The organism is Allobosea sp. (assembly GCF_036675845.1).
GTDB lineage: Bacteria > Pseudomonadota > Alphaproteobacteria > Rhizobiales > Beijerinckiaceae > Allobosea.
The window spans coordinates 1-22,305 of record NZ_JAKFED010000183.1 but is presented as its reverse complement, the minus strand read 5'-3'; the positions used below and the strand labels follow the sequence as shown (position 1 = coordinate 22,305).

21 protein-coding genes and 1 pseudogene are annotated in these 22,305 nt (G+C 66.3%); 20 read left to right on the top strand and 2 right to left on the bottom strand.

The window, feature by feature from the left end; translation table 11 throughout:
- Positions 1–77 precede the first annotated feature (77 nt).
- The 6 genes from V6M56_RS19850 to V6M56_RS19825 are packed head-to-tail and all read left to right on the top strand — an operon-like array spanning position 78 to position 6,720.
- Positions 78–1,241 carry an NAD(P)/FAD-dependent oxidoreductase gene (locus tag V6M56_RS19850; protein WP_332686212.1) on the top strand — a complete coding sequence of 388 codons (1,164 nt, stop codon included), beginning with the start codon at positions 78–80 and terminating at the stop codon, positions 1,239–1,241.
- Between the two features lie 51 nt (positions 1,242–1,292).
- Positions 1,293–2,672, top strand: coding sequence for an NAD(P)/FAD-dependent oxidoreductase (locus V6M56_RS19845; RefSeq protein ID WP_332686211.1), 1,380 nt, complete (start codon positions 1,293–1,295; stop codon positions 2,670–2,672).
- Positions 2,659–3,375 (top strand): GntR family transcriptional regulator, encoded by a 717-nt coding sequence (locus tag V6M56_RS19840; protein WP_332686210.1) that lies wholly within the window; start codon positions 2,659–2,661, stop codon positions 3,373–3,375. The genes V6M56_RS19845 and V6M56_RS19840 overlap by 14 nt, the downstream gene beginning before the upstream one ends.
- A gap of 40 nt (positions 3,376–3,415) precedes the next feature.
- Complete coding sequence (locus tag V6M56_RS19835; protein WP_332686209.1) at positions 3,416–4,435, top strand: amino acid ABC transporter substrate-binding protein; 1,020 nt, start codon at positions 3,416–3,418, stop codon at positions 4,433–4,435.
- A 28-nt stretch (positions 4,436–4,463) separates the two neighbouring features.
- Positions 4,464–5,645, top strand: a complete 1,182-nt coding sequence (locus V6M56_RS19830; RefSeq protein WP_332686207.1) for an amino acid ABC transporter permease — start codon at positions 4,464–4,466, stop codon at positions 5,643–5,645.
- Between the two features lies 1 nt (position 5,646).
- Positions 5,647–6,720: an amino acid ABC transporter permease gene (locus V6M56_RS19825; protein ID WP_332686205.1), complete on the top strand. Its 1,074-nt coding sequence runs from the start codon at positions 5,647–5,649 to the stop codon at positions 6,718–6,720.
- A gap of 234 nt (positions 6,721–6,954) precedes the next feature.
- On the opposite strand, the gene V6M56_RS19820 is transcribed toward V6M56_RS19825, so the two are convergent.
- A complete protein-coding gene (locus V6M56_RS19820; protein WP_332686204.1) occupies positions 6,955–7,863 on the bottom strand; it encodes a LysR substrate-binding domain-containing protein in 909 nt (302 codons plus the stop codon).
- 127 nt (positions 7,864–7,990) lie between these two features.
- On the opposite strand from V6M56_RS19820, the gene V6M56_RS19815 reads away from it, so the two are divergent.
- From V6M56_RS19815 to V6M56_RS19795, 5 genes are all read left to right on the top strand, one after another.
- Positions 7,991–9,085: an ABC transporter ATP-binding protein gene (locus V6M56_RS19815; RefSeq protein ID WP_332686203.1), complete on the top strand. Its 1,095-nt coding sequence runs from the start codon at positions 7,991–7,993 to the stop codon at positions 9,083–9,085.
- Positions 9,082–9,933: an ABC transporter permease gene (locus V6M56_RS19810; RefSeq protein WP_332686201.1), complete on the top strand. Its 852-nt coding sequence runs from the start codon at positions 9,082–9,084 to the stop codon at positions 9,931–9,933. Before V6M56_RS19815 ends, V6M56_RS19810 begins: the two co-directional genes overlap by 4 nt.
- Before the next feature lie 2 nt (positions 9,934–9,935).
- Positions 9,936–10,739 (top strand): ABC transporter permease, encoded by an 804-nt coding sequence (locus tag V6M56_RS19805; RefSeq protein ID WP_332686199.1) that lies wholly within the window; start codon positions 9,936–9,938, stop codon positions 10,737–10,739.
- A 19-nt stretch (positions 10,740–10,758) separates the two neighbouring features.
- Positions 10,759–11,877 carry an ABC transporter substrate-binding protein gene (locus V6M56_RS19800; RefSeq protein ID WP_332686197.1) on the top strand — a complete coding sequence of 373 codons (1,119 nt, stop codon included), beginning with the start codon at positions 10,759–10,761 and terminating at the stop codon, positions 11,875–11,877.
- A 65-nt stretch (positions 11,878–11,942) separates the two neighbouring features.
- Complete coding sequence (locus V6M56_RS19795; protein WP_332686196.1) at positions 11,943–12,884, top strand: arginase family protein; 942 nt, start codon at positions 11,943–11,945, stop codon at positions 12,882–12,884.
- Between the two features lie 50 nt (positions 12,885–12,934).
- On the opposite strand, the gene V6M56_RS19790 is transcribed toward V6M56_RS19795, so the two are convergent.
- On the bottom strand, positions 12,935–13,843 hold the full coding sequence (locus V6M56_RS19790; protein ID WP_332686195.1) for a LysR family transcriptional regulator: 909 nt from the start codon (positions 13,841–13,843) through the stop codon (positions 12,935–12,937).
- A 116-nt stretch (positions 13,844–13,959) separates the two neighbouring features.
- On the opposite strand from V6M56_RS19790, the gene V6M56_RS19785 reads away from it, so the two are divergent.
- From V6M56_RS19785 to V6M56_RS19745, 9 genes and pseudogenes are all read left to right on the top strand, one after another.
- Positions 13,960–15,393 (top strand): NAD-dependent succinate-semialdehyde dehydrogenase, encoded by a 1,434-nt coding sequence (locus V6M56_RS19785; protein ID WP_332686194.1) that lies wholly within the window; start codon positions 13,960–13,962, stop codon positions 15,391–15,393.
- Positions 15,394–15,419: 26 nt separating this feature from the next.
- A complete protein-coding gene (locus tag V6M56_RS19780; RefSeq protein ID WP_332686193.1) occupies positions 15,420–16,403 on the top strand; it encodes a dihydrodipicolinate synthase family protein in 984 nt (327 codons plus the stop codon).
- 37 nt (positions 16,404–16,440) lie between these two features.
- The gene (locus tag V6M56_RS19775) at positions 16,441–16,992 is read left to right on the top strand and encodes a 3-hydroxyanthranilate 3,4-dioxygenase (protein ID WP_332686192.1); all 552 of its coding nucleotides are present in this window, start codon (positions 16,441–16,443) and stop codon (positions 16,990–16,992) included.
- 111 nt (positions 16,993–17,103) lie between these two features.
- Positions 17,104–18,267, top strand: coding sequence for an ABC transporter substrate-binding protein (locus V6M56_RS19770; RefSeq protein WP_332686190.1), 1,164 nt, complete (start codon positions 17,104–17,106; stop codon positions 18,265–18,267).
- A gap of 72 nt (positions 18,268–18,339) precedes the next feature.
- Positions 18,340–19,254, top strand: coding sequence for a branched-chain amino acid ABC transporter permease (locus tag V6M56_RS19765; protein WP_332686188.1), 915 nt, complete (start codon positions 18,340–18,342; stop codon positions 19,252–19,254).
- Positions 19,247–20,269: a branched-chain amino acid ABC transporter permease gene (locus V6M56_RS19760; RefSeq protein ID WP_332686186.1), complete on the top strand. Its 1,023-nt coding sequence runs from the start codon at positions 19,247–19,249 to the stop codon at positions 20,267–20,269. Before V6M56_RS19765 ends, V6M56_RS19760 begins: the two co-directional genes overlap by 8 nt.
- Positions 20,266–21,018, top strand: coding sequence for an ABC transporter ATP-binding protein (locus V6M56_RS19755; RefSeq protein ID WP_332686185.1), 753 nt, complete (start codon positions 20,266–20,268; stop codon positions 21,016–21,018). Before V6M56_RS19760 ends, V6M56_RS19755 begins: the two co-directional genes overlap by 4 nt.
- On the top strand, positions 21,018–21,719 hold the full coding sequence (locus V6M56_RS19750; RefSeq protein ID WP_332686184.1) for an ABC transporter ATP-binding protein: 702 nt from the start codon (positions 21,018–21,020) through the stop codon (positions 21,717–21,719). Before V6M56_RS19755 ends, V6M56_RS19750 begins: the two co-directional genes overlap by 1 nt.
- Positions 21,706–22,305, top strand: a pseudogene (locus tag V6M56_RS19745) (hypothetical protein); the annotation flags it as partial. The gene V6M56_RS19750 and the pseudogene V6M56_RS19745, both read left to right, overlap by 14 nt.

Sequence of the window (22,305 nt, the reverse complement as noted above, 5' to 3'; positions counted from 1 at the left end):
CAGTCCGCGGATACCATAAATCAGGATTGTATAAATTTTGGCCACATGTTATCCGCGTCTCCGAGAGGGGATTGCGGATGCAACGCAGCGATGTCGTCATCGTCGGAGGAGGCGCGATCGGCGCGAGCGTCGCCTATTTCCTGCGCAGCCGTCCGAACCCGCCGAGCGTTGCGGTCGTCGAGCCGGACCCGACCTATGCGAAGGCCTCGACCCCGCGGGCGTCGGGCGGAGTCAGGCGCTTGTTCTCGATGCCGGAGAACATCGCGCTCTCGAATTTCAGCATCCCGTTCTTCGAGCGCTTCGCCGACGACATGGCCGTCGACGGGGAGCGGGCCGAGATCGGCTACCATCGCGGCGGCTATCTCTTCATCGTCGGCGAGAGCGGAGCGAACGTCCTCGAAAGCAATGCCAAGGTTCAGGGCCAGCTGGGCGTCCGGCTCGATGTCCTGACCCCGGCGGAGATCAAGGGCCGCTTTCCCTCGATGCGGGTGGACGATCTCGCTTTGGCGGCCCATTCGGTCGAGGATGGCTGGCTCGATCCGAACAGCGTGCTGCAGGGGTTCCGCCGCAAGGCCAGGCAGCTCGGCGCGTCCTTCCTCACCGACCGCGTCGTCGGCCTGCACGGCGACGGCCGCATCCGTTCCGTCGAACTCGCAAGCGGCACGCGGATCGCGGCCGGCTGGGTGGTGAACGCCGCCGGCGCCTGGGCTGGCGAGGTATGCCGGATGATCGGGATGATGGCGCCGATCGCGCCGATGCGGCGCTTCGAGCACTACTTCGAATCCGAGTACAGCTTCGAGCCGCTGCCCTACGTCAAGGATATGAACCGGCTCGCCTTCCGCCCGGAGGGCAAGGGCTTCACCGGCGGCGTCCCCGACGGCGACGAGCCGCGCGGCTTCAACTTCGAGGTCGACCATGGCTATTTCGAGCGCGTGGTCTGGCCTGCTCTCGCCCATCGCTTCCCCGGCTTCGAGCGGACGCGCGAGAAGAACGTGATGCCAGGGCTCTACGACCAGAACGAGCTCGACGGCAACGGCATCGTCGGGCCTTGGGCTGGCGGCTGCGACAACTTCATTCTGGCAGCCGGCTTCTCGGGGCATGGCCTCATGCATGCGCCCGGTGTCGGACGTGCCGTCTGCGAGCTGATCATGGACGGCGCGTATCAGACGATCGACCTGTCGCGACTCGGCTGGGCGCGGGTCGCGAACAACGAACCCTATCGGGAACGGGGAATCCTGTGAGCGTGGCCTGTCGGTTCATGCGTTCAACAAGCCTGAATCGAGGAGCCTGAGGTGGCCAACCTATCGGAACGCTCGGCTGAAGTGGCGGTGGTCGGCGCCGGCATCATCGGCATCGCCTGCGCCTATTACCTCGTGAAGCAGCACGGGATAGGCAACGTCACCCTGATCGACCCTCGCGATCCGATGAGCCTGACCTCGGCCCAATCCGGCGAAAACTACCGCAATTGGTGGCCGCATCCAGTCATGACGGCCTATACGGACCACAGCATCGACCTGCTGGAAGCGATTGCACGCGAGAGCGGCGAGCGCATCAACATGACGCGGCGCGGCTATGCGCTGGTGACCCGCCGGTCGCTCCCCGCCGACCTGATCGACGATCTCCATCGCGGCTATGCGGCAAGCCCCGACCAGCCCATCCGGATTCACGAGAAGGGCTCTGCCGGCGCCTACAGCCCACCGGCTTCGGCCGAGTGGGACGGGGCTCCGCAGGGCGTCGATGTGCTTTGCGACCCGGAGCTGATCCAGGCGGCCTTCCCGGGCTGGGCGAAGGATATCCGCACGGTCCTTCACATCCGCCGCGCCGGATCGATCAGCGGCCAGCAGCTCGGCCAATACATGCTTGAGACGATCCGCGAGGCCGGCGGGCGGCTGATCCGCGGCGAAGTTGCAGCGATTGAAGGAACGGCGCCTTTTGCTCTCGACATCAGAACCGCGGACGGGAGCTTCGTCCTGCGCGCGGGCAAGGTGGTGAACGCGGCCGGACCGTTCTTCGCGGATGTCGCGGCGATGCTAGGCGAGAGCCTGCCGGTCACCTGTGTCTTCCAGCAGAAGATCGCCTTCGAGGATCGCGAACAGGCGATCCCGCGCAACATGCCGTTCACGATCGATCTCGACGGCCAGACAATCGCCTGGTCCGAGGAGGAGCGGGAAATCCTGGCCGGGGAGCCGGAGGCCGCGAAGCTGCTGCAGCCGATGCCCGGTGGGATCCATTGCCGGCCCGACGGGGCCGAGGACGGCAAGTGGATCAAGCTGGGCTGGGCCTATAACGAGCGCCCGACCGATCCGCACGAAGAGGATCCGGCCGACCCTCAGTTCCCGGATTCGGTCATCCGCGCGGCGAGCCGCCTCCATCCGGAGCTCAAGGCCTATATCGGCCGCCTGCCTCGCGGCGCGCACCATTACGGTGGCTACTATGCGATGACCGCCGAGAACTGGCCGCTGATCGGCCCGATGAGGACGTCGGGCGCCTTCATGGCGGGAGCCCTGTCCGGCTTCGGTACCATGGCCGCCTGTTCGACCGGCTCCGTCTGTGCAGCCTGGGTCGCAGGCGGCGAACTTCCCTCCTATGCCCGGCCTCTGAGCCTCGCCCGATACGACGATGCGGCCCTGATGTCCGAGCTCGCCGCGCTGTCGAGCCGTGGCGTCTTGTGAGCTGTCAGATGACGAACCGATTGGGAGGTCAGGGATGACGATGACCGGCTCCGACAAGCTTTCAGCGCCAGAGATGGTCCGGGATGGCCTGCGGCAGGCCATCTTCGACGGGACTTTCGAGGCTGGCGAGCAACTGCGCCAGGACGAGCTGGCAGCGCGCTTCGGCACGAGCCGCATCCCGGTGAGGGAAGCCTTGCGGCAACTGGAAGCTGAAGGGCTCGTGACCCTCGTCGCCAACAAGGGGGCCGTCGTCACACGCCTCTCGCTGGACGAGGTTCAGGAACTCCTCGACATCCGGATCGGGCTGGAATGCCGGGCCCTCAAGCTCGCGATCCCGAATATGGCGATCGAGGATTTCGAGCACCTCGATGAAATCCTGCGTTCCTACGACGGCGCCACCACGCCGGTGACATGGAGCGACCACAACGAGCTTTTCCATTTCGCGCTCTACGACCCCTGCCGGCGTCCGCGCCTGCTTTCGATGATCCGGTCGACCTGGGGACATATCGGGCGCTTCTCCCGAGCCCAGGTCTCGCTCGCCGCCGGCAAGGAACGGCCGATGCAGGAGCATCGCGAACTGGTCGCCCTCTGCCGCACCGGTCAGCTCGACCGGGCCGTCGGCCTGCTCGAGGAGCACATCGGCCAGACCCAGAAATCCCTTGTCGCGGCCGCGAGGCGCGGGAGCCGCCGCCTGGATCGCTGACTACTGCCTGCCCCGACGCATGCTTGAAGGAGAGAGCATCATGAAATGCCTGACAGTCGCCTTGTTCGGAGCCGCATCTCTGACCTTGATCGCCCCGGCCCATGCCGGCTCGACCCTGGACGCCATCAAGTCCCGTGGCGCGCTGAAATGCGCGGTGCAGGGCCCGTCGAACCCCGGCTTCGGCGTGCCCGGCTCCGGCGGCAAATGGGTGGGCTTCAACGTCGATCTCTGCCGCGCGATCGCGACGACGATCTTCGGCGATCCGGAAAAGATCGAGATTTCGGCCCTCACCACCCAGACCCGCTTTCCGGCGCTTCAGTCCGGCGAGGTCGACGTGCTCACCAACAACACGACTTTTGTTCTGACGCGCGACACGCAGCTCAAATTCAACTTCCCGGCCCTCAGCTTCATGGATGGCCAGGGCATCCTCGTGCCCAGGAAGCTCAATGTGAAATCCGGCAAGGAGCTCAACGGCGCGACCGTCTGCGTTCAGCCGGGCACGACGACCGAGCTCGCGCTCACCGACTATTTTCGCAAGCACAACATGAAGTTCACGCCCGTCGTCATCCAGTCGCGGGATGAACTGACCCGCGCCTATGCGGACGGGCGCTGCGATGCGCTGACATCGGACGCGACCACGCTCGCTGCGCAGCGCTCGACGCTGGCCAATCCGGCCGACCACGTCATCCTGCCCGAGCGGCTCTCCAAGGAGCCGCTCGGGATCGCCGTCCGGCATGGCGACGAGGAGTTCCGCGACATCGTTGCCTGGAGCTTCAACACATTGGTCAATGCCGAGGAGCTCGGCATCACCCAGGCCAATGTCGACGAGATGGCGAAGAGCTCGGACCCCGAAATCCGACGGTTCCTCGGTGTCGAGCCCGGTCTCGGCGGTGCCCTCGGCGTGGATGAGAAATACGCCTACAACATCGTCAAGAAGATCGGGAACTATGGCGAACTCTATGAAAAATATCTCGGCGAGAAGACCCCGCTCGCCATCCCGCGCGGGGTAAACCGGCTCTATACGCAAGGTGGTGCCCTCTATACGCCGCCGTCCCGCTGAGCCCGACGGCTGAACCGGGGCCACCGCCATGACACCCGTCGCTCCAGCCAGATCGCGCGATCTCGCCAGTCTGTGGAACGATATCGGCGTCCGGAAAGTGGCCTTTCAGGCGGTGCTGGTGGCCTGCGTCGCCGCGATCGTCTTCATCCTCTGGTGGAACGCGTCGGGCAACATCGCCCGGCGCGGCCTGGAGGTCGGCTTCGCCTTCCTCAGCAAGACGGCCAACTTCGCCATTGGCGAGAGCGTCATTTCCTACTCGCCGGCCGATACCTACGCCCGAGCGCTTCTGGCCGGGCTTTCCAACACGGTCGTGATCGCGATTTCCGGCTGCCTGCTGACGACCGTCTTCGGCGTTCTGTTCGGCATCCTGCGGCTCTCACCCAACCCGTTCCTGTCGCGGCTCGTCGGCGTCTATGTCGAGATCGGCCGGAATGTCCCGCTGCTTCTGCAGCTCTTCTTCTGGTACTCGCTCTGCACCCGCCTCAACGGTCCGCGCCAGGCGACCTCGCCTCTTCCCGGTGTATTCCTCTCGAACCGCGGCCTGAGACTGCCCTCATTCGTTGCCAATGACGGCCTGCTCTTCGCGGCGTTGGGCTTCTTCTTCGCAGGCATCGTCTGGCTCGTGCTGCGCGCATGGGCTCGCCGCCTCCAGGAGCGCACCGGCCAACGACCGCGCATCATGCCATGGGGGCTGGCCGTCCTGGTGCTGGCGCCGCTGGCCGGCGCACATCTGGCGACCAACCCGATCGCCGTCGATATGCCGGAACTGCAGGGCTTCAATTTCGTCGGCGGCCAGGAGTTCAGCCCCGAATTCGTCGCGCTGCTGTTCGGCCTCGTCTTCTACACCACCGCCTTCGTCACCGAGATCGTCCGCGGCGGCATCCAGAGCGTCTCGAAGGGGCAATGGGAGGCAGCACGCTCGCTCGGACTGCCCGCAGGGAGCATCATGCGGCTGGTGATCCTGCCCCAGGCCATGCGCACGATCATTCCTCCGCTCGCCAGCCAATATATCAACCTGACCAAGAACTCGTCGCTCGCGGTCGCGATCGGCTTCCCGGACCTGATCAACATCTCCAACACGGTGATCAATCAGACCGGCCAGGCGCTCGAAGTGATCTTCATCTTCATGGGCAGCTATCTGGCGGTGAACCTGCTGATCTCCGCACTGATGAACCGCCTGAACGCGGCCTTCCTGGCGAAGGAGGGCTGAGATGGAGACCGCGACGCTATCGCGCCCGACTTCGGGCTGGTTGCCCGAAGGGCTGAAGCCTCTCTTCTCGAGCTGGGCGAACATCGCGATCACCGCGGTCTGCACCGCCTTCACCCTCTGGCTGGCGGCGAAGCTCTATGCCTGGGGCTGGGCCGAAGCCGTCTTCCGGGGCGACGCCGCGGCCTGCCGGGCGGCCTCGGGCGCCTGCTGGGCCTTCATCGCCGACAAGCTCGACTTCTTCATCTTCGGCTTCGTGCCCGAGGCCGCGCATTGGCGTGTGGGGCTCGTGCTCTGCCTGATCACCGCGATGATCGGCGCCAGCCTCTACCGCGCCTTCTGGGGACGCAGCCTGCTGCTGGCCTGGGTGGCAGTGCTCGTCTTCACCGCGCTCTTCCTGCAAGGCGGCGCATTCGGCCTGACGCCGGCGCCGCTGCGGACCTGGAGCGGCCTCGTGGTCACGGTCTGGATCGCCGTCGTCGCGCTCGCGACCGCCTATCCGCTCGGGCTGATCCTCGCACTCGGCCGCCTGTCGCAGATGCGGGTCGTCCGCCTGCTCTCGATCGCCTGGATCGAGCTCATCCGCGGCGTGCCGCTGATCTCGATCCTGTTCCTGGCCTCGATCATGGTCCCGCTCTTCCTCCCCGAAGGAGTCGAACTCGAAGTGCTCGTCCGCGCGCAGGTCGGCTTCACGATCTTCGGCTCGGCCTATCTCGCAGAGATCTTTCGCGCGGGCTTGCAGTCCGTGCCCAGGGGGCAGTCGGAGGGCGCTTCGTCGCTTGCTCTGACGCGCTGGCAGGCGTTGCGTCTCGTCATTCTTCCGCAGGCGCTGAAGGCCGTCATTCCGGCTCAGGTCAACACCTTCATCATGATCTTCAAGGACACCAGCCTGGTCCTGGTGATCGGTGTCTTCGACCTGCTGGGGACCTTCAAGGCGAGCCTGTCCGACCCGGCCTGGTTGGGGTTCTCGACGGAAGCTTACGTCGCCGGCGCGCTGTTCTACTTCGCAGTCTGTTTCGCAATGTCGCTCTACAGCCGCCACCTCGAAGCGGCTTTGTCGCGCGGCCATCAGAAATAGAGCGCCCTACGCGCCAATAAAGGACATCGGTCGAGCGTCCAAAAGCGGACATTTGGACCGGCCCATAGATATCAACCCATAGATATCTGTTGGCGACGCGCTTCAGTCGTCTACCAGAGCCTGGTTCGTCGGATTGGTTAAATCGGCACGGCCATAGCGGCCCGAATGCATTACCGCCGGACCGTGATCTCTGAGCGGCTATTCTGCCGCTCTTTTCGGCCGTAGGCGGCAATTTCAGCCGAGGTAAGGGTTGTTGGCCTGGATTAGTCGAGCATTTTGATCCCTGAATGCTTCGACAAACTCGCGGGTGATGCGTGACATCGGGCGCAGGGTGGGTTGGAACATCGCATAGCGATAGTCGAGCCTCGGTTCGAAGGGCCGCGCGACCAGGCCGACCTTGCGGAAGTGAAGACTGGTGATCACGTCGACGATGGTCACGCCGACATTCTCCATGGCGAGGGCGCAAGCCGTGCCGAAGAACTCGACATGGACGGCCATGCGCAGCCGCGCCGACTGCTCGGCGAAGGCGCGCTCGATCGCTTCGTGCAGGAAATGGTCGGCGTAGAGCGAGATGAAGGGAACGTCGTCGAGATGGCGCGGCGTGATGACGGTCTCTGCCGCGAGGGGATGGCTCGCCGGCAGCATGCAGACGCAAGGCACCTCGATCGTGTCGATGACCGAGGCCGGGCTTTCGATCGGCAGTTCCGCAAAGCCGATGTCGAACGCCTCGATGCGGCCAAGGTCGCGAACGGTCGGCGAGGATCGGGTGATGAAGCGTACCGTGCCTTCAGGCCACCGCTCCAGCAACCGCGCGATGATCGGTGGCAGGACATAGGTCGCGAGGCCGGGCTGGCTCGCCAGTGACAAGGTGCCCGAGCGCAGGCTCTTCAGATCGCGCGCCACCTGGCGCGTGCGTTCGAGCACGCCGAGCGTGCGCCGCGCCTCCTCGTAGAACAGCATCGCCTCGGGCGTGACCTGGAGCTTTCCTTTCTTCCGCTCGAACAGCGCGACCCCAAGCTCGTCCTCCAGCCGCGTGATCAGATTGCTGATCGCCGGCTGCGATTTCGCCAGCAGCACCGCCGCCGCGCTCATCGAGCCGGTCTCGATCACCGCGCGGAACGCCTCCAGATGTCGTGTGTCCAAAGCCAGCCTCCCTCGCCAAGGTTATAATGCAAGATTATACCTTTTAGGCCATTTCGTTTTTGACGTGGCCCGCGAAACCGCGACCATTGCGCCAAGCCTGAATAGCGTGGGGAATGGGACCGGATCGGTGAAAGACACTCTCGTCCTCGACAAGGTCGAGAAGCGCTATGGCGATTTCGTCGCGCTCGAACCGACCGATCTGACGATCGGCGCCGGGGAGTTCGTCACGCTGCTGGGCCCTTCCGGCTCCGGCAAGACGACGGTCCTGATGAGCATCGCCGGCTTCGTCAGCCCGAGCCGCGGGCGCATCCTGCTCGACGATCGCGATGTGACCGCGCTGCCGCCGGAGCGGCGGAACTTCGGCGTCGTCTTCCAGGGCTATGCGCTGTTCCCGCATCTCACCGTCTTCGACAACGTCGCCTTCCCGCTGCGGGCGCGCGGCATCACCGGAGAGGCGGCCCGGTCGAAAATTCTGGCGGCGCTCGAGATGGCGAAGCTTCAGACCTTCGCCCATCGCTATCCGCGCCAGCTCTCGGGCGGGCAGCAGCAGCGTGTCGCCCTGGCGCGCTCGCTCGTGTTTTCCCCCGAGCTCCTGCTCCTGGACGAACCTCTGAGCGCGCTCGACCGGGCCCTCCGCAAGGAGTTCCAGACCGAGTTCAAGTCGATCCACCGCGAGGTCGGCACGACCTTCATCTACGTCACGCATGACCAGGAGGAGGCGCTGACGATGTCGGATCGCATCGTCATCCTCGACCGTGGCCGGATCCTCCAGATCGCTCCGCCATCGGAGCTCTATGAGCGGCCGGCCACCGAATTCGTCGCCGGCTTCCTCGGCAAGAGCAACTTCCTGCGCGGCAAGATTGCGTCGGCCGGTCGGGGGCAGGTCGAGCTTCACATGCCGGGCTTCGCCTCGACAGCAGCCGAGAACGGCATCGCCCCGCAATTGGGCGCCTCGGCTGTCGCCGCGCTCAGGCCGGAGAAGATCAGGCTCGCTGCGTCGGCGAACGGTACCGGCGGATCACCCTGCCAGGTCCGGGGCAGGGTCAGCGACGTCACCTATCTCGGCGCCTCCGTCGAGGTCGAGCTCAAGCTCGAGGACGGCCAGCCGCTGCTTGCGACAGTTCCGGCCGGGCAGCGGTCGTTCGTCGAGGGTGAGGAGATGGTCGCATCCTGGGAGCCGGACGCAGCCATCCTCGTGCGCCCGAGCGAGGCATCGCCGTGAGCGCCCCAGCCGCAAGCTCCAGCGGGACCGAGCGGCTTTACTGGCTGATGATGCTCGCCCCTTGCGTGCTCCTGGCGCTGTTCTACCTCGCGCCGGTTCTCAACGTGCTGGTGCTCAGCTTCACCGTGCCGCGGCCCGGCGTCGCGAACTACGCCGAACTCGTCAACAACGGCGCCGTGCAGCGTGTGCTCTGGACGACGGTGCGGATCGGGGCGATCACCACCGTTCTGGCGCTCCTCATCGGATACCTCGTCGCCTATGCCCTGCTGCATTGCGGGCCACGCGAGCGCCAGGTCCTGCTCGGGATCGTGGTGGCGAGCTTCTGGATCAGCGCGCTCATCCGGGCCTTCGCCTGGGTCGCTCTGCTGCAGTCGCGCGGGGTGGTCAACTCGCTCCTGATCTCGGCCGGGGTCATCGACAGCCCGCTGAGCCTCGTGCGCAACGAGTTCGGCGTGATCGTCGGCATGGTCCACTACATGCTGCCCTATGCGATCCTGCCGCTCTATACGAGCCTGCGCGGCATCGACGACCGCTTGGTCCCTGCGGCCCGCGCGCTGGGCGCCACGCCGTCACAGGCGTTCCGCTGGGTGTTCCTGCCCCTCAGCCTGCCGGGCCTGATCGGCGCGGGGGTGATCGTGATGATCTTCTCGCTCGGGTTCTACATCACCCCGGCGATCCTCGGCGGCGGCCGCACGATCATGGTCGCGGAGTTCATCAGCGTGCAGATCTCCGAGACCTTGCGTTGGGGGCTCGCCGCGATGCTGGCGACCGTCCTGCTCGGCACCGTGCTGCTGCTGGTGATGTGGCTCAGCCGGTTCATGGACGTCGAGCAGGCGCTGAGGAAATAGCCATGGCCCCTCCCGCCTCCCCGACGAAAGGACAAGGCCTGTCGCTCAAGCGGATCGTCGCCTGGCTCGCCGCGGCCTTCCTGCTGCTGCCGGTCCTGGTCATCATCCCGATCTCTTTCACGCCGGAACGTTATCTCTCGCTGCCGAAGGGCGCGATCTCGCTGCGCCATTACGAGAGCCTGGTGACCGACGGCCGCTGGTCGAAGAGCATCGTCGACAGCCTCATCGTCGGGCTGGGCGCGACGGTGCTTGCGACCGTGCTCGGCGTCGCCTTCGCGGTCGGTGCCTGGCGCCTCGGCGTGCCGCTCGCCAAGCGGCTGAGGCTGCTGCTGCTCGCGCCGATCATCGTGCCGCCGATCGTCCATGCCGTCGCCTTCTACCGGGCCTGGGCGACGCTCGGACTGCTCGACACCTATCTCGGCCTGATCCTCATCCACGCGATGAAAGGGCTTCCCTTCGTCGTGCTCACGGTCGCCGGCACGCTGGCGAACGTCGATCCGCGGCTCGAGCAGGCAGCGCGCAGTCTCGGGGCCGATGCGCGGCAGGCGATGAGCTGGGTGATCCTGCCGCAGATCCGCGCCGGCATCGTCGCCGGCGCCGCCTTCGCCTTCATCACCTCCTGGGACGAGACGATCGTCGCGCTCTTCGTCACCAGCCGCGCCGTCACCACCCTGCCGCGCCGCATCTGGGAGGGGCTGGCGGATAATATCGACCCGGCGATCGCCGCGCTCGGCACGGTGATGATCGTCCTGACCTTCGTCGTCGTCGCGATCACGACGGCGCGCAGCGCTTCTGCAAAAGCCTAAAAACAGAGGGGACCATGCCATGACGAGAGAACATCAGGAGTTCCGTGAAGACTGCCTGGCAATCCTGCGCGAGCAGACCGAGGGCAAGCGCGTGCATCGCCGGCGCTTCCTGCAGGCGCTCGCCATGCTCGGCGCCATCCCGGCCGGGCTTCGCCTGACGCCGGCGCACGCCGCCGCCGGCGAGATCATGATCGTCAACTGGGGCGGCGATGCCGTGCCGGCCTATGACGCGATCTGGGCACAGCCCTTCAATGCCGCCAATCCAGGGGCGAAGGCGATCATCAACGGCTCGGGTCCGAGCTCGGGCAAGATCAAGGCGATGGTCGAGAGCGGCGCCGTGACCTGGGATGTCTGCGACCGCACGGTGCCGGCGTCGATCGAGCTCGGCCGCCAGAACCTGCTGGAGAAGGTCGACTGGTCGATCGTCGCGCAGGACAAGCTGCGGCCGGCCCACCGCTCGGATTGGGGCGTCGGCGCCTATCTCTACTCCTTCGTGCTCACCTACGACGCCAAGACCCTGCGCGGGCCGGCGCCGAAGAACTGGAAGGACTTCTGGAACGTCAAGGACTTCCCGGGCAAGCGGACCCTGCGCAACAACATCGAGGGGATGCTCGAGGCGGCGCTGCTCGCCGACGGTGTCAGCCGCGACAAGATCTATCCGATCGACGTCGACCGGGCGCTCGCCAAGATCAAGGAAATCAAGCCGCACACCATCTTCTGGGCGACCGGCGCGGAGAGCCAGCAGCTCTTCCGCAACCAGGAAGTCGTGATGGGCAATCTCTGGCACACGCGCTCGATGCTGCTCGCCAAGGAGGTCGGCGACCACATCAAGTTCACCTTCGAGGATGGCATCCTCTTCCCCGGCGCCTGGATCGTGCCGAAGGGCAACCCGGCCAAGGCTGGTGCCTGGCAGTTCGTCGCCTCGACGCAGGATCCCAAGAGCCAGGTGGAGCTGTTCAAGCGCGTCGGCAACGGACCGGTGAACCCGGCCGCCGCGGCGATGGTCCCTGCCGAGATGAAGGCGCTCGACTGCGGCTCGCCCGAGAACTTCGCGCGTCAGGTCGCCGTCGACAACGAGTGGTACGCGCAGCACTACGCCGCGATCCTCGCCCGCTACCTGGACACCATCGCGTCCTGAGCCCGACATCCACGGGCGGCGTGCAGCCGCCCGTTCCTCGCTTCCCGAACCAAACAGGTAGATCAATGACGACCGCCCCGTTTTCGCTCGCCCAGACTTTCATGGGCGTTCCGCATCGCACGGAGATCGGCGACGCCAAGGCGGTGGTACTCGGCCTGCCCTTCGACTGCGGGACCCATCCCCAGCGCGTCGGCTCGCGGCTCGGGCCGTCGTCGATCCGGGAACAGTCGCTGCTGCTGCGCGCCTTCGATTTCGCCAACGGCATCAACCCGCTCGATGCACTCGGCGTCGTCGACGTCGGCGACGCCAGGGTCGGCCCCGGCGACCTCGAAACCTCCTATGCGGCTATCGAGGCGGCTGTCGGGGCGATCGCCGAGACGCGGGCGGTAGCCATCACGCTTGGCGGCGACGGGGCCATCGCGCTGCCGGAGATGCGCGCGCTTCACCGCGTCTACCCCGATCTCGTGACGGTCCACATCGACGCCCACACCGATGCCTACCCAATCGACGGATACAATACCGCTACCGCCTTCGGGCGTGCCGCAGAGGAAGGCCTTGTCGACCCGACGCGCTCCTATCAGGTCGGCATGCGCGGCACGACGATGCTGCCCGGCGTCGGCGAATATGGCCGAAGCCTCGGCTACAACGTGATCCCGATGGGTGAACTGCTCGAACGGGGCATCGAGACCGTCTTCGCGGAGATCCGGGCGCGCATCGGCGACCGGCCCGTCTACCTCTCCTACGACATGGACTTCTTCGACCCCTCGGTCGCGCCGGGCGTCTGCACCCCGACCTGGGGCGGCGCGACCTCGCGCGAGGGCCTCGCGGTCCTGGAAGCCTGTGCCGGCCTCAACCTCGTCGGGGTCAATATCAATACTGTGAGCCCTCCCCATGACGTGGGAGGCATGTCGGCTCTGCTCGCGGCCCAGGTAACCTTGAACGCTCTGAATCTGATCGCGAGGCAACACCAGTCGAAGTCGGCAGCGAACTCGACCATCGGAGCATGAGCGCTGGAGTGGCGCCCCTGTGCGCGAGGTTGCGGTGCTCCACGTCGTGATCAGTCGACATCGGTTGGCGCGAGGCGACGGGCATAGCGCCGCAGGATCGTTTCGAACGCGGCAAGTGCGGGCGATATCGAGCGCCCGCTGGGCCTGATCATCACGATGTCCCGCGCGATCGCCGGATTTGACAACGGCCGGGCGACGAGCCTGCGATGCGGTGCTGCGGCGCGTGCATAGGTCGGGAGCACGGCGACGCCGAGACGAGCCTCGACCAATGCCAGCGCGGTGGTGATCTGCGACACCTCGTAGGCCGGCATGAGCGGGATGCCGACGGTTTCATAGGCGACCTCGACCAGCAGCCGGATGCCGCTGTCGCGCGTCAGCGTGATCAACGGCTCGTTCTGCAACTCCCGCCAGTCCACCGTCGTGCCGGCGAAGCGGCTGCCGGGGCTGCAGAACAGCATCAGATTGTCGCGCGCCATCGGAATGCGCTCGATACCGTCCTCGACGGCAGCGAAGGTCCCCAGGCCGCAGTCGGCGCGATTCGTCCGCACGGCCTCGACGATCGTGTCCGTGCGTGCGTCGAGCACCGCCACCTGCACGCCGGGAAACCGCTCGCGCATCTCGGCGATCGCCTCGGGCAGGATCGCCGCCGCCAGGAGCGGCGGGGCGGCGACGGTGATCCGGCCGCGCCGGCGCTCGGCGAGGTCGTTGGCGTTCTGAATGGCGAGGTCGAGATCGTGGACGATCTTGGCCGATGCGCCCTGGAACTCCCGCCCGCCTTCCGTCAGCTCGACCCGGCGCGTCGTGCGGTCGAAAAGACGGACCCCGAGTGCGTGCTCCAGCTCTCGTACCAATTGCGACAATGCCGGCTGCGCCATGTGCAGCCGCTCAGCCGCCTTGGTGAAGGTGCCCAGCTCGGCAACCGCGAGGAAGGCCTGGATCTGTCGCAGCGTAACCGCCATGGCAGATTTATAATCAGATTATCTGAATTAAGACAAATAAGCTGAATTCCATATGGTCGGAACCATGGCCATCATGCCTCGACATCACGCCGCGTGCCGCTCCGATCGAGGCTTTCATGACCGCCTATCCCGACCTGCAGCTCTATATCGGCGGCGCCTGGCGCAAGACCTCCGACAGCCTGCCGGTGCTCAATCCAGCCGATGAGAATGTGATCGGCGCGGTCCCTGTGGCGACGCGCGCGGATCTCGACGATGCGCTGGCTGCGGCCAAGGAAGGTTTCAGGGTCTGGAGCCGGACGTCGCCGCGCGCCCGCGGCGAGATCATGCTCAAGGCGGCGGCGCTGATGCGGGCCCGTATCGACGAGATCGCCCATGCGATCACGCTCGAGCACGGCAAGCCCTTCGCCCAGGCGCAGCTCGAGGTGATCCGCGGCTGCGAGTTCTTCGAATGGGATGCGGCCGAGGGCCAACGCACCTATGGCCGCGTCATCCCGAGCGAGCCCGGCATCAAATACGTCGTGATGCACCAGCCGATCGGCATGGTCGCGGCGTTCTCGCCCTGGAATTTCCCGATGAGCCAGCCGGCGCGCAAGATCGCCGGGGCGCTCGCGGCGGGCTGCTCGATCATCCTGAAGGCCGCCGAGGAGACCCCGGCCGGGGCGCTCCACATCGCCCGCGCCTTGCATGATGCCGGCCTGCCGCCCGGTGTGTTCAATCTGGTCTTCGGCATCCCGGCCGAGATCTCCCAGTACCTGATCCCGCAGGAGCAGACCCGGCTGATCGCCTTCACCGGCTCGACCGCCGTCGGCAAGCACCTGACCAGGATCGCCGCCGACCATATGAAGCCGGTGCTGATGGAGCTTGGCGGCCATGCCCCGGTGATCGTCTGCGACGATGTCGACCCGGTTGCCGCAGCAACGGCCTCGGCGATCCGCAAGGCCCGCAATACCGGCCAGGTCTGCACCTCGCCGACGCGCTTCTTCGTGCAGAAGCCGATCTACGAGGCCTTCGCCAGGACCTTCGCCGAGAAGGCGCGGTCCGTGGTGGTCGGCAACGGCCTCGACAGCGGGACACAGATGGGTCCGCTCGCCAACCATCGCCGCATCGAGGCGATGGAGGTGCTGGTCGCCGACGCCAGAGCCAAGGGCGCGCGCGTGCTGGCCGGCGGCGAGCGCATCGGCAATCGCGGCTATTTCTTCCCCGTAACGGTCCTAGCCGACGTGCCGGACGAGGCCCGCGCCATGCGCGAGGAACCGTTCGGACCGCTCGCCCTGATCAGCCCGGTCTCCTCGCTCGATGAGGCGATCGAAAAGGCGAATTCACTGCCCTTCGGCCTCGCCGCCTACGCCTTTACCCATTCTGCCAGCAACGCAGACCGCCTGGCCGACGGGATCGAGGCTGGCAACGTTTCGATCAACACGCTCGAGGCCTCGGTGGCCGAGACACCCTTCGGTGGCGTCAAGGATAGCGGCTATGGCCGCGAGGGCGGGGCCGAGGGGCTTTCGCACTACACGATCATCAAGAACGTCTCGCACCGCATGGCGATCTAGCCGGCGAACGAGGAGGAGGCAGTCGCATGAACTACGCCAGGAAGGACGCCAAGGCCTACGCCCGCGCCAACATGAAAGGCATCTGGGCGGCAGCGCTGACGCCTTTCACCCAGTCGCTCGCCATCGACGAGGACGGCTTCCGGCAGAACATCCGGCACTGGACCGACGATCTGAAGATCGACGGCCTGTTCATCGCCGGCAAGCAGGGCGAGTTCTTCTCGATGTCGGTCGAGGAGCGCAAGCGCAGCTTCGAGCTCGCCGTCGAGGCCACGGCCGGCCGCGGCCAGACGATCATGTCCTGCTCCGACCAGAACATGGACGTCGTCATCGATCTGGCGAAGCACGCGCAGAAGGTCGGCGCCGACTATATCGTCGTGCACGCGCCGCTGCTGCACTTCTTCAAGGCGCAGGACGAGACGCTCTACGAGTACTACCGGACGATTGCCGAAAAGGTCGATATCGGCATCGCGCTGTGGAGTCACCCCGACAGCGGCTATCTGATGAGCCCGCAGCTCTGCAATCGTCTGGCCGACATCGAGAACGTCGTCGCGATCAAGTACAGCGTGCCGCGCGCCATGTATGCCGAGCTGACCCGCCTCGCCGGCGACCGCATCCTGGTCAGCACCGCCTCGGAGGAGGAATGGCTCGACAACATCGTCGAGCTCGGCTGGCAGCTCTATCTCTGCTCCTCGCCGCCCTATCTGATCCAGAGTGCGAACGATCTGCGCATGCGCGAATACACCGATCTCGCCTTCGCCGGCGAGGTCGAGAAGGCGCATGCCGTGCGCGACAGCCTGGCGCCGGTGCGCGAGGCGCTGCGCGTGACGCGGCCGGCGGAGAAGCCGCATGCGCATCAGAAATACTGGCAGGAACTGCTCGGCCAGGTCGGCGGGCGCGTGCGCGCGCCCCTGCTTGAGCTGACGGAGACCGAGAAGGCGGCGACGCGCGCGGCCTTCGAGAGCTGTGGGCTGAAGCTCGCTGCGGGCCGGCCCTTGGCGAAAGCGGGCTGAAACTCGGGTAGGACGGACAAACGGGAGAGGTGAGACCATGGCGACCGAAGGACGGCTGAAGGCCTTCAACTTCAAGAAGTGGATCGAGGAGCACGAACATCTGCTCAAGCCGCCGGTCGGCAACAGGAAGGTGTTCGACGATGGCCAGATGACGGTGATGGTGGTCGGCGGGCCGAACCAGCGCGCCGATTTCCATGACGACCCGGTGGAGGAGTTCTTCTACCAGCTCAAGGGCGACATGATGCTGAAGCTCGTCGACGACGGGAAGCACTATGACGTGACGATCCGCGAGGGCGATGTCTTCCTGCTGCCGCCGCATGTGCGCCATTCGCCGCAGCGCCCGCAGGAGGGCTCGATCGGGCTCGTCGTCGAGCCGGCCCGCCATCCGGACCAGGTCGATGGCTTCGAATGGTATTGCTTCGAGTGCAACGGGTTGGTGCACCGCATCGAGCTCAAGGTTGGGGATCTCGTGAAGGACCTTCCGCCGCTCTACGAGGCCTTCTTCGCCGACGAGAAAGCCCGCACCTGCAAGCAGTGCGGCGCCCTCCATCCGGGCAGGAAGCCGCCGGCCGGTTGGGTCGCTCTTTGAAGATGATTGGCGCCGCTGCCCGTCAGCGGCGCCACAAAAATTGAGCGCGGCGGCGCAGAAACGCCGCGTCGAATGATCTCAGAGGCAAAACCAGAACAACGGGAGCTCAAGATGAAACTGCGCGGATTGCTTTTCGGCATCGCGGCCGCCCTTGCCGCGACGACCGCTCTCGCCCAGCAGCCGGTCAAGATCGGCATGGTCACCACACTGTCCGGACCGGGCGGCTATCTCGGCCAGGATATTCGCGACGCGTTCAAGCTCGCGATCGACATGGGCGGCGGCAAGCTCGGCGGCGTGCCGGTCGAGCTCGTCGTCGAGGACGATGCGCTGAAGCCCGGCCAGGGCAAGCAGATCGCCGAGAAGATGCTGAAGACCGACGGCATCAAGATCATGACGGGCATCGTCTTCTCGAACGTCGCCGGCGCGACCGTGCCCGATATCGTCGATGCCGGCGCGCTCTATGTCAGCCCTAATGCCGCGCCGTCGAACTTCGCCGGCAAGGAGTGCAACGAGAACTATTTCGTCGTCTCCTGGCAGAATGACAGCCTGCATGAGAGCGCTGGCCAGCACGCCACCAATCTCGGCTACAAGAAGGCCTTCATCCTCGCGCCGAACTACCAGGCCGGCAAGGATGCGCTCTCCGGCTTCAAGCGCCTGTTCAAGGGCGAGATCGTCGGCGAGGTCTATACCAGGCTCGACCAGACCGATTTCGCGCCGGAGATGGCGCAGATCCGCTCGGCCAATCCGGAGGTGGTCTTCCAGTTCCATCCGGGCGGGCTCGGCATCGCCTTCCTGCGCCAGTACCAGCAGGCGGGCCTCCTCGGCAAAATCCCGATGGTCCTGGCCGAGCCCTCGCTCGACGCGACCACGCTCAAGGCCGTCGGCGACGCCGCGCTCGGGCTCAGCGTGACGGCCCATTGGAACACCGACTTCGACAACGCCTCCAACAAGGCATTCGTCGAGGCCTTCACGAAGGCCTACAACCGCGTGCCGACCTACTATGCCAGCCAGGGCTATGACACCGCGCTCGCCATCGCCTCGGCGCTGAAGGCGACCGGCGGCAAGACCGACGTGCCGGCGCTGCGCAAGGCGCTCGCCAAGGCCGATTTCCAGTCGGTGCGCGGCGCCTTCAAGTTCGGCACCAACCAGCATCCGATCCAGGACTGGTACGCGCTCAAGGTCGAGAAGGGCGCGGATGGCACCCCGGTGCTGAAGACCGCCGGCAAGGTGCTGAGCAATCACGGCGACGCCTATGCGGCGCAGTGCAAGCTCTGACACGATAAGCTCCCGCATCGACGGAATGGGTTGCGACCGGCCCATTCCGTCGCCAGCCGGACGTGACCCGCGATGACGCTCGTTCTCGAACAATTGCTCAACGGCCTGCAGTTCGGCGTGATGCTGTTCCTGCTCGCCGCCGGGCTGACGCTGATCTTCGGCATCATGGGCGTGATCAACCTCGCCCATGGCTCGCTCTACATGGTCGGCGCCTATGCCGCGGCCTTCGCCGCGGCGCAGACCGGCTCTGTCCTGCTCGCCGTGCTGGCAGGCCTCGCGGCAGCCGCCCTGGTCGGCATGGCGATGGAAGTTTTCGTGCTGCGCCGGCTCTATGCCCGCGACCATCTCGATCAGGTGCTGGCGACCTTCGCGCTGATCCTGATCTTCAACCAGAGCGTGACCATCCTGTTCGGGCGTCAGCCGCTCTTCGTCTCCGTGCCGCCCGCGCTCAACGGCTCGGTCGAGCTGTTGCCCGGCCTCGTCTATCCGGTCTATCGGCTCATCATCATCGCCGTCGGCCTTGCCGTCGCGCTGGGGCTCTATCTGCTGATCAACCGCACCCGCATCGGCATGCTGGTGCGGGCCGGCGCGACGCATCGCGAGATGGTCCGGGCGCTCGGCGTCGACATCCGGCTGCTCTACACCGCCGTCTTCGGGTTAGGAGCGCTGCTCGCCGGCCTCGCCGGATTGATGGCCGGGCCGATCCTGGCCGTGCAGGTCGGCATGGGCGAGCAGATCCTGATCATGACCTTCGTCGTGGTGGTGATCGGCGGCGTCGGCTCGATCCGCGGCGCCTTCTTCGGCGCCCTGCTCGTCGGCCTCGTCGACACGTCCTTACGCGCCTTCCTGCCCGGCCTGCTGCGCCAGGTCATGACCGGCTCGGAGGCCGATGCGCTCGGCGCGGGCTTAGCCTCGATGGGCATCTACATGCTGATGGCCGTGGTGCTGCTGGTGCGGCCCAAGGGACTTTTCCCCGCCAATGTCTGAGGACGCCATCACTCACGCAAATCCAGCTGCGCCGAACGCAGGCCGCGCCTTGGCGCTGCTCGCGCTGGCCCTCGGCCTCGTCGCCTTGCCCTTTCTCGTCCAGGCGCTCGGCCAACCGGCGCTGGTGCCGCTGGCGACCCGCGTGTTGATCTACGCGATCGCCGCCGCCAGCCTGAACCTCGCGCTTGGTTTCGGAGGGATGGTTTCCTTCGGCCACGCCGCCTTCTTCGGCGTCGGCGGCTATGTCGTCGGCATCCTCTACCGGACCTATGTCGACGATGGCCTCTTCCTCGGCCTGATCCCGGGCACGAGCCAGCTTCTGATCACGCTGCCGGCCGCGATCCTGGTCGGCGGCCTGCTCGCCCTGATGATCGGCGCACTCTGCCTGCGGACCAGCGGCGTGCAGTTCATCATGATCACGCTCGCTTTCGCGCAGATGCTGTTCTTCCTGTTCGTCTCGCTCAAGGCCTATGGCGGCGACGACGGCATGACGATCCGCCGCCGCAACGAGCTCTTCGGCCTCAACACCCGCGACGACATCACCTTCTATTTCATCTGCCTCGCGGTCGCGGCGCTGGTCTTCCTGGTTCTCTGGCGCATCATCGGCTCGCGCTTCGGCATGGTGCTGGCCGGCATCCGCCAGAATGAGCGGCGCATGGCGGCGATCGGCATCGCGCCCTATCGCTACAAGCTGGCGGCTTTCGTGATCTCCGGCATGGGCACCGGTCTCGCCGGCGCGCTGATGGCGAACTATCTGCGCTTCGTCAGCCCCGACATGCTGCACTGGACCAAGTCGGGCGAGCTGATGATCATGGTCATCCTCGGCGGTGTCGGGACCTTGCTCGGCCCGCTCTTCGGCGCTGCCGCCCTCGTCATCCTCGAAACGGTGCTGACCTCCTCGACCGAGCATTGGCAGCTCGTGCTCGGGCCGATCCTGCTGCTCGTGGTCCTGTTCACGCAGGGCGGGCTCAACGGGCTGTTCAACCGGATCGGCATCGGCAGGAGCGAGCGATGAGTCAGCCGCTCCTCTCGGTTCGCGGGCTGCGCAAGCGCTTCGGCGGCCTCGTTGCCACCGACAGCGTCGACCTCGACGTCGTCGAAGGCGAGATCCATGCGCTGATCGGTCCCAACGGCGCCGGCAAGACCACGCTGCTGACCCAGCTCTTCGGCGAGCTCAGCCATGACGCCGGGCAGATCAGGCTGGATGGCGAAGCGATCGACACGCTGGCGACGCCGCAGCGCGTCCGCCGCGGCCTTGCCCGCACCTTCCAGATCAACCAGCTCCTGCCGGACTTCACCATGCTCGACAATGTCGCGCTCGCGGTCCAGGCGCGGCAGGGGCACAGCTTCCGCTTCTTCGCCGATGCTCGCCGCGACAAGAGCCTGCGCCAGCGTGCCCGCGAGCATCTGAACGCTGCCGGCCTCGCAAACCGGGCCGAGGTCAAGGTCGCCGACCTCTCCCATGGCGAACAGAAGCAGCTGGAATTCGCCATCGCGCTCGCCTGCGAGCCGCGCCTGCTGCTGCTCGACGAGCCGATGGCGGGGCTCGGTCATGCCGAGAGCGAGCAGATGGTCGCGATGCTCCTGGGGCTGAAGGGCCGCATCACCATGCTCCTGGTCGAGCACGATATGGATGCCGTCTTCGCGCTCGCCGACCGGATCTCGGTGCTGGTCTATGGCCGCGTCATCGCGACCGGAACGGCGGAGGAGATCCGCGAGAACCAAGAGGTCCGCATCGCCTATCTCGGCGAGGGAGACGCCTGATGCTGAGCGTGCGCAACCTGCAATCGGCCTATGGCGCGAGCCAGGTGCTGTTCGATGTCGGGCTCGATATCGGCGATGGCGAGGTCGTGACCCTGCTCGGCCGCAACGGCATGGGCAAGACCACGACGGTGCGCTCACTGATGGGGTTGCTCGCGCCGAAGGGCGGCGAGATCCGCTTCGACGGCCGCGCGCTGCAGGGCAGTGCACCCGAGACGATCGCCCGTTGCGGCATCGGCCTGGTGCCGGAAGGCCGGCAGGTCTTCCCGACCCTGAGCGTGCGCGAGAACCTCGTTGCAACCGCCGCGAACCGGCTCGGGCGCGCCTCGCCCTGGACGCTGGACCGGGTCTATGCCCTGTTCCCGCGCCTTCAGGAGCGCGCCGGCCAGTCCGCCCGCACGCTTTCGGGCGGTGAGCAGCAGATGCTCGCGATCGGCCGGGCGCTGATGACCAATCCGAAGCTCCTCATCCTCGACGAGGCGACCGAGGGGCTGGCGCCGGTGATCCGGGCCGAGATCTGGCGCTGCCTCGAAGCGCTCAAGGCGCAGGGGCAATCCATCCTCCTGATCGACAAGAACATCGCCGTGCTCAAGCGGCTCGCCGACCGCCACTACATCATCGAGAAGGGGCGTACGGTCTGGTCCGGTTCCAGCGCCGAACTCGCGGCCCAGGCGGAAATGGTGCATCGCTATGTCGGCGTCTGACATCGGGACCGCGGAGATCGTCGCGCATAGCGCCGAGGCCGATCCCGTCGAAGCGTTGCGCGACGCCTTGAGCAAGGTTCTCGCCGGCCTGATTGCGGCCGGTTGCGGCCCGCATCATCTGACCGGCATGGACTGGCAGGCTGCCGATCCCGCCGCCTTCCACCTCTCGCGCCTTGCCATTGAACTGGCCTATCGCGAGGTCTTCGCCGGTTTCCGGCCGCCGATCCGGCTGCAGCCCGGAACGGAGCCCGGCCTGACGATCCGCGCCCGTTTCGGTCCGCCGCAGCCGCCGCCGGACACCGAGGTCGAAGGCTACACGCTGCGTGAACTCGCACGACAGTACAGCCCGCGCCTCCAGGCCGACATGACGGCGCTGTTCCGGCAATGGAGCCGCGATGGCGCATCCTTCCGCGCCGGCCATGCCGGGCTCGATCTCGCCTATGGTCCGGGCCGCTTCGAGACGCTTGATCTCTACCATCCGGCCGGCGCGCGACGCGCTCCGATCTGGGTCTTCATCCATGGCGGCTATTGGCAGGCGTCCGACAAGATCCAGCATGCGCAGTTCGCGCAAGGTCTGCTCGATGCC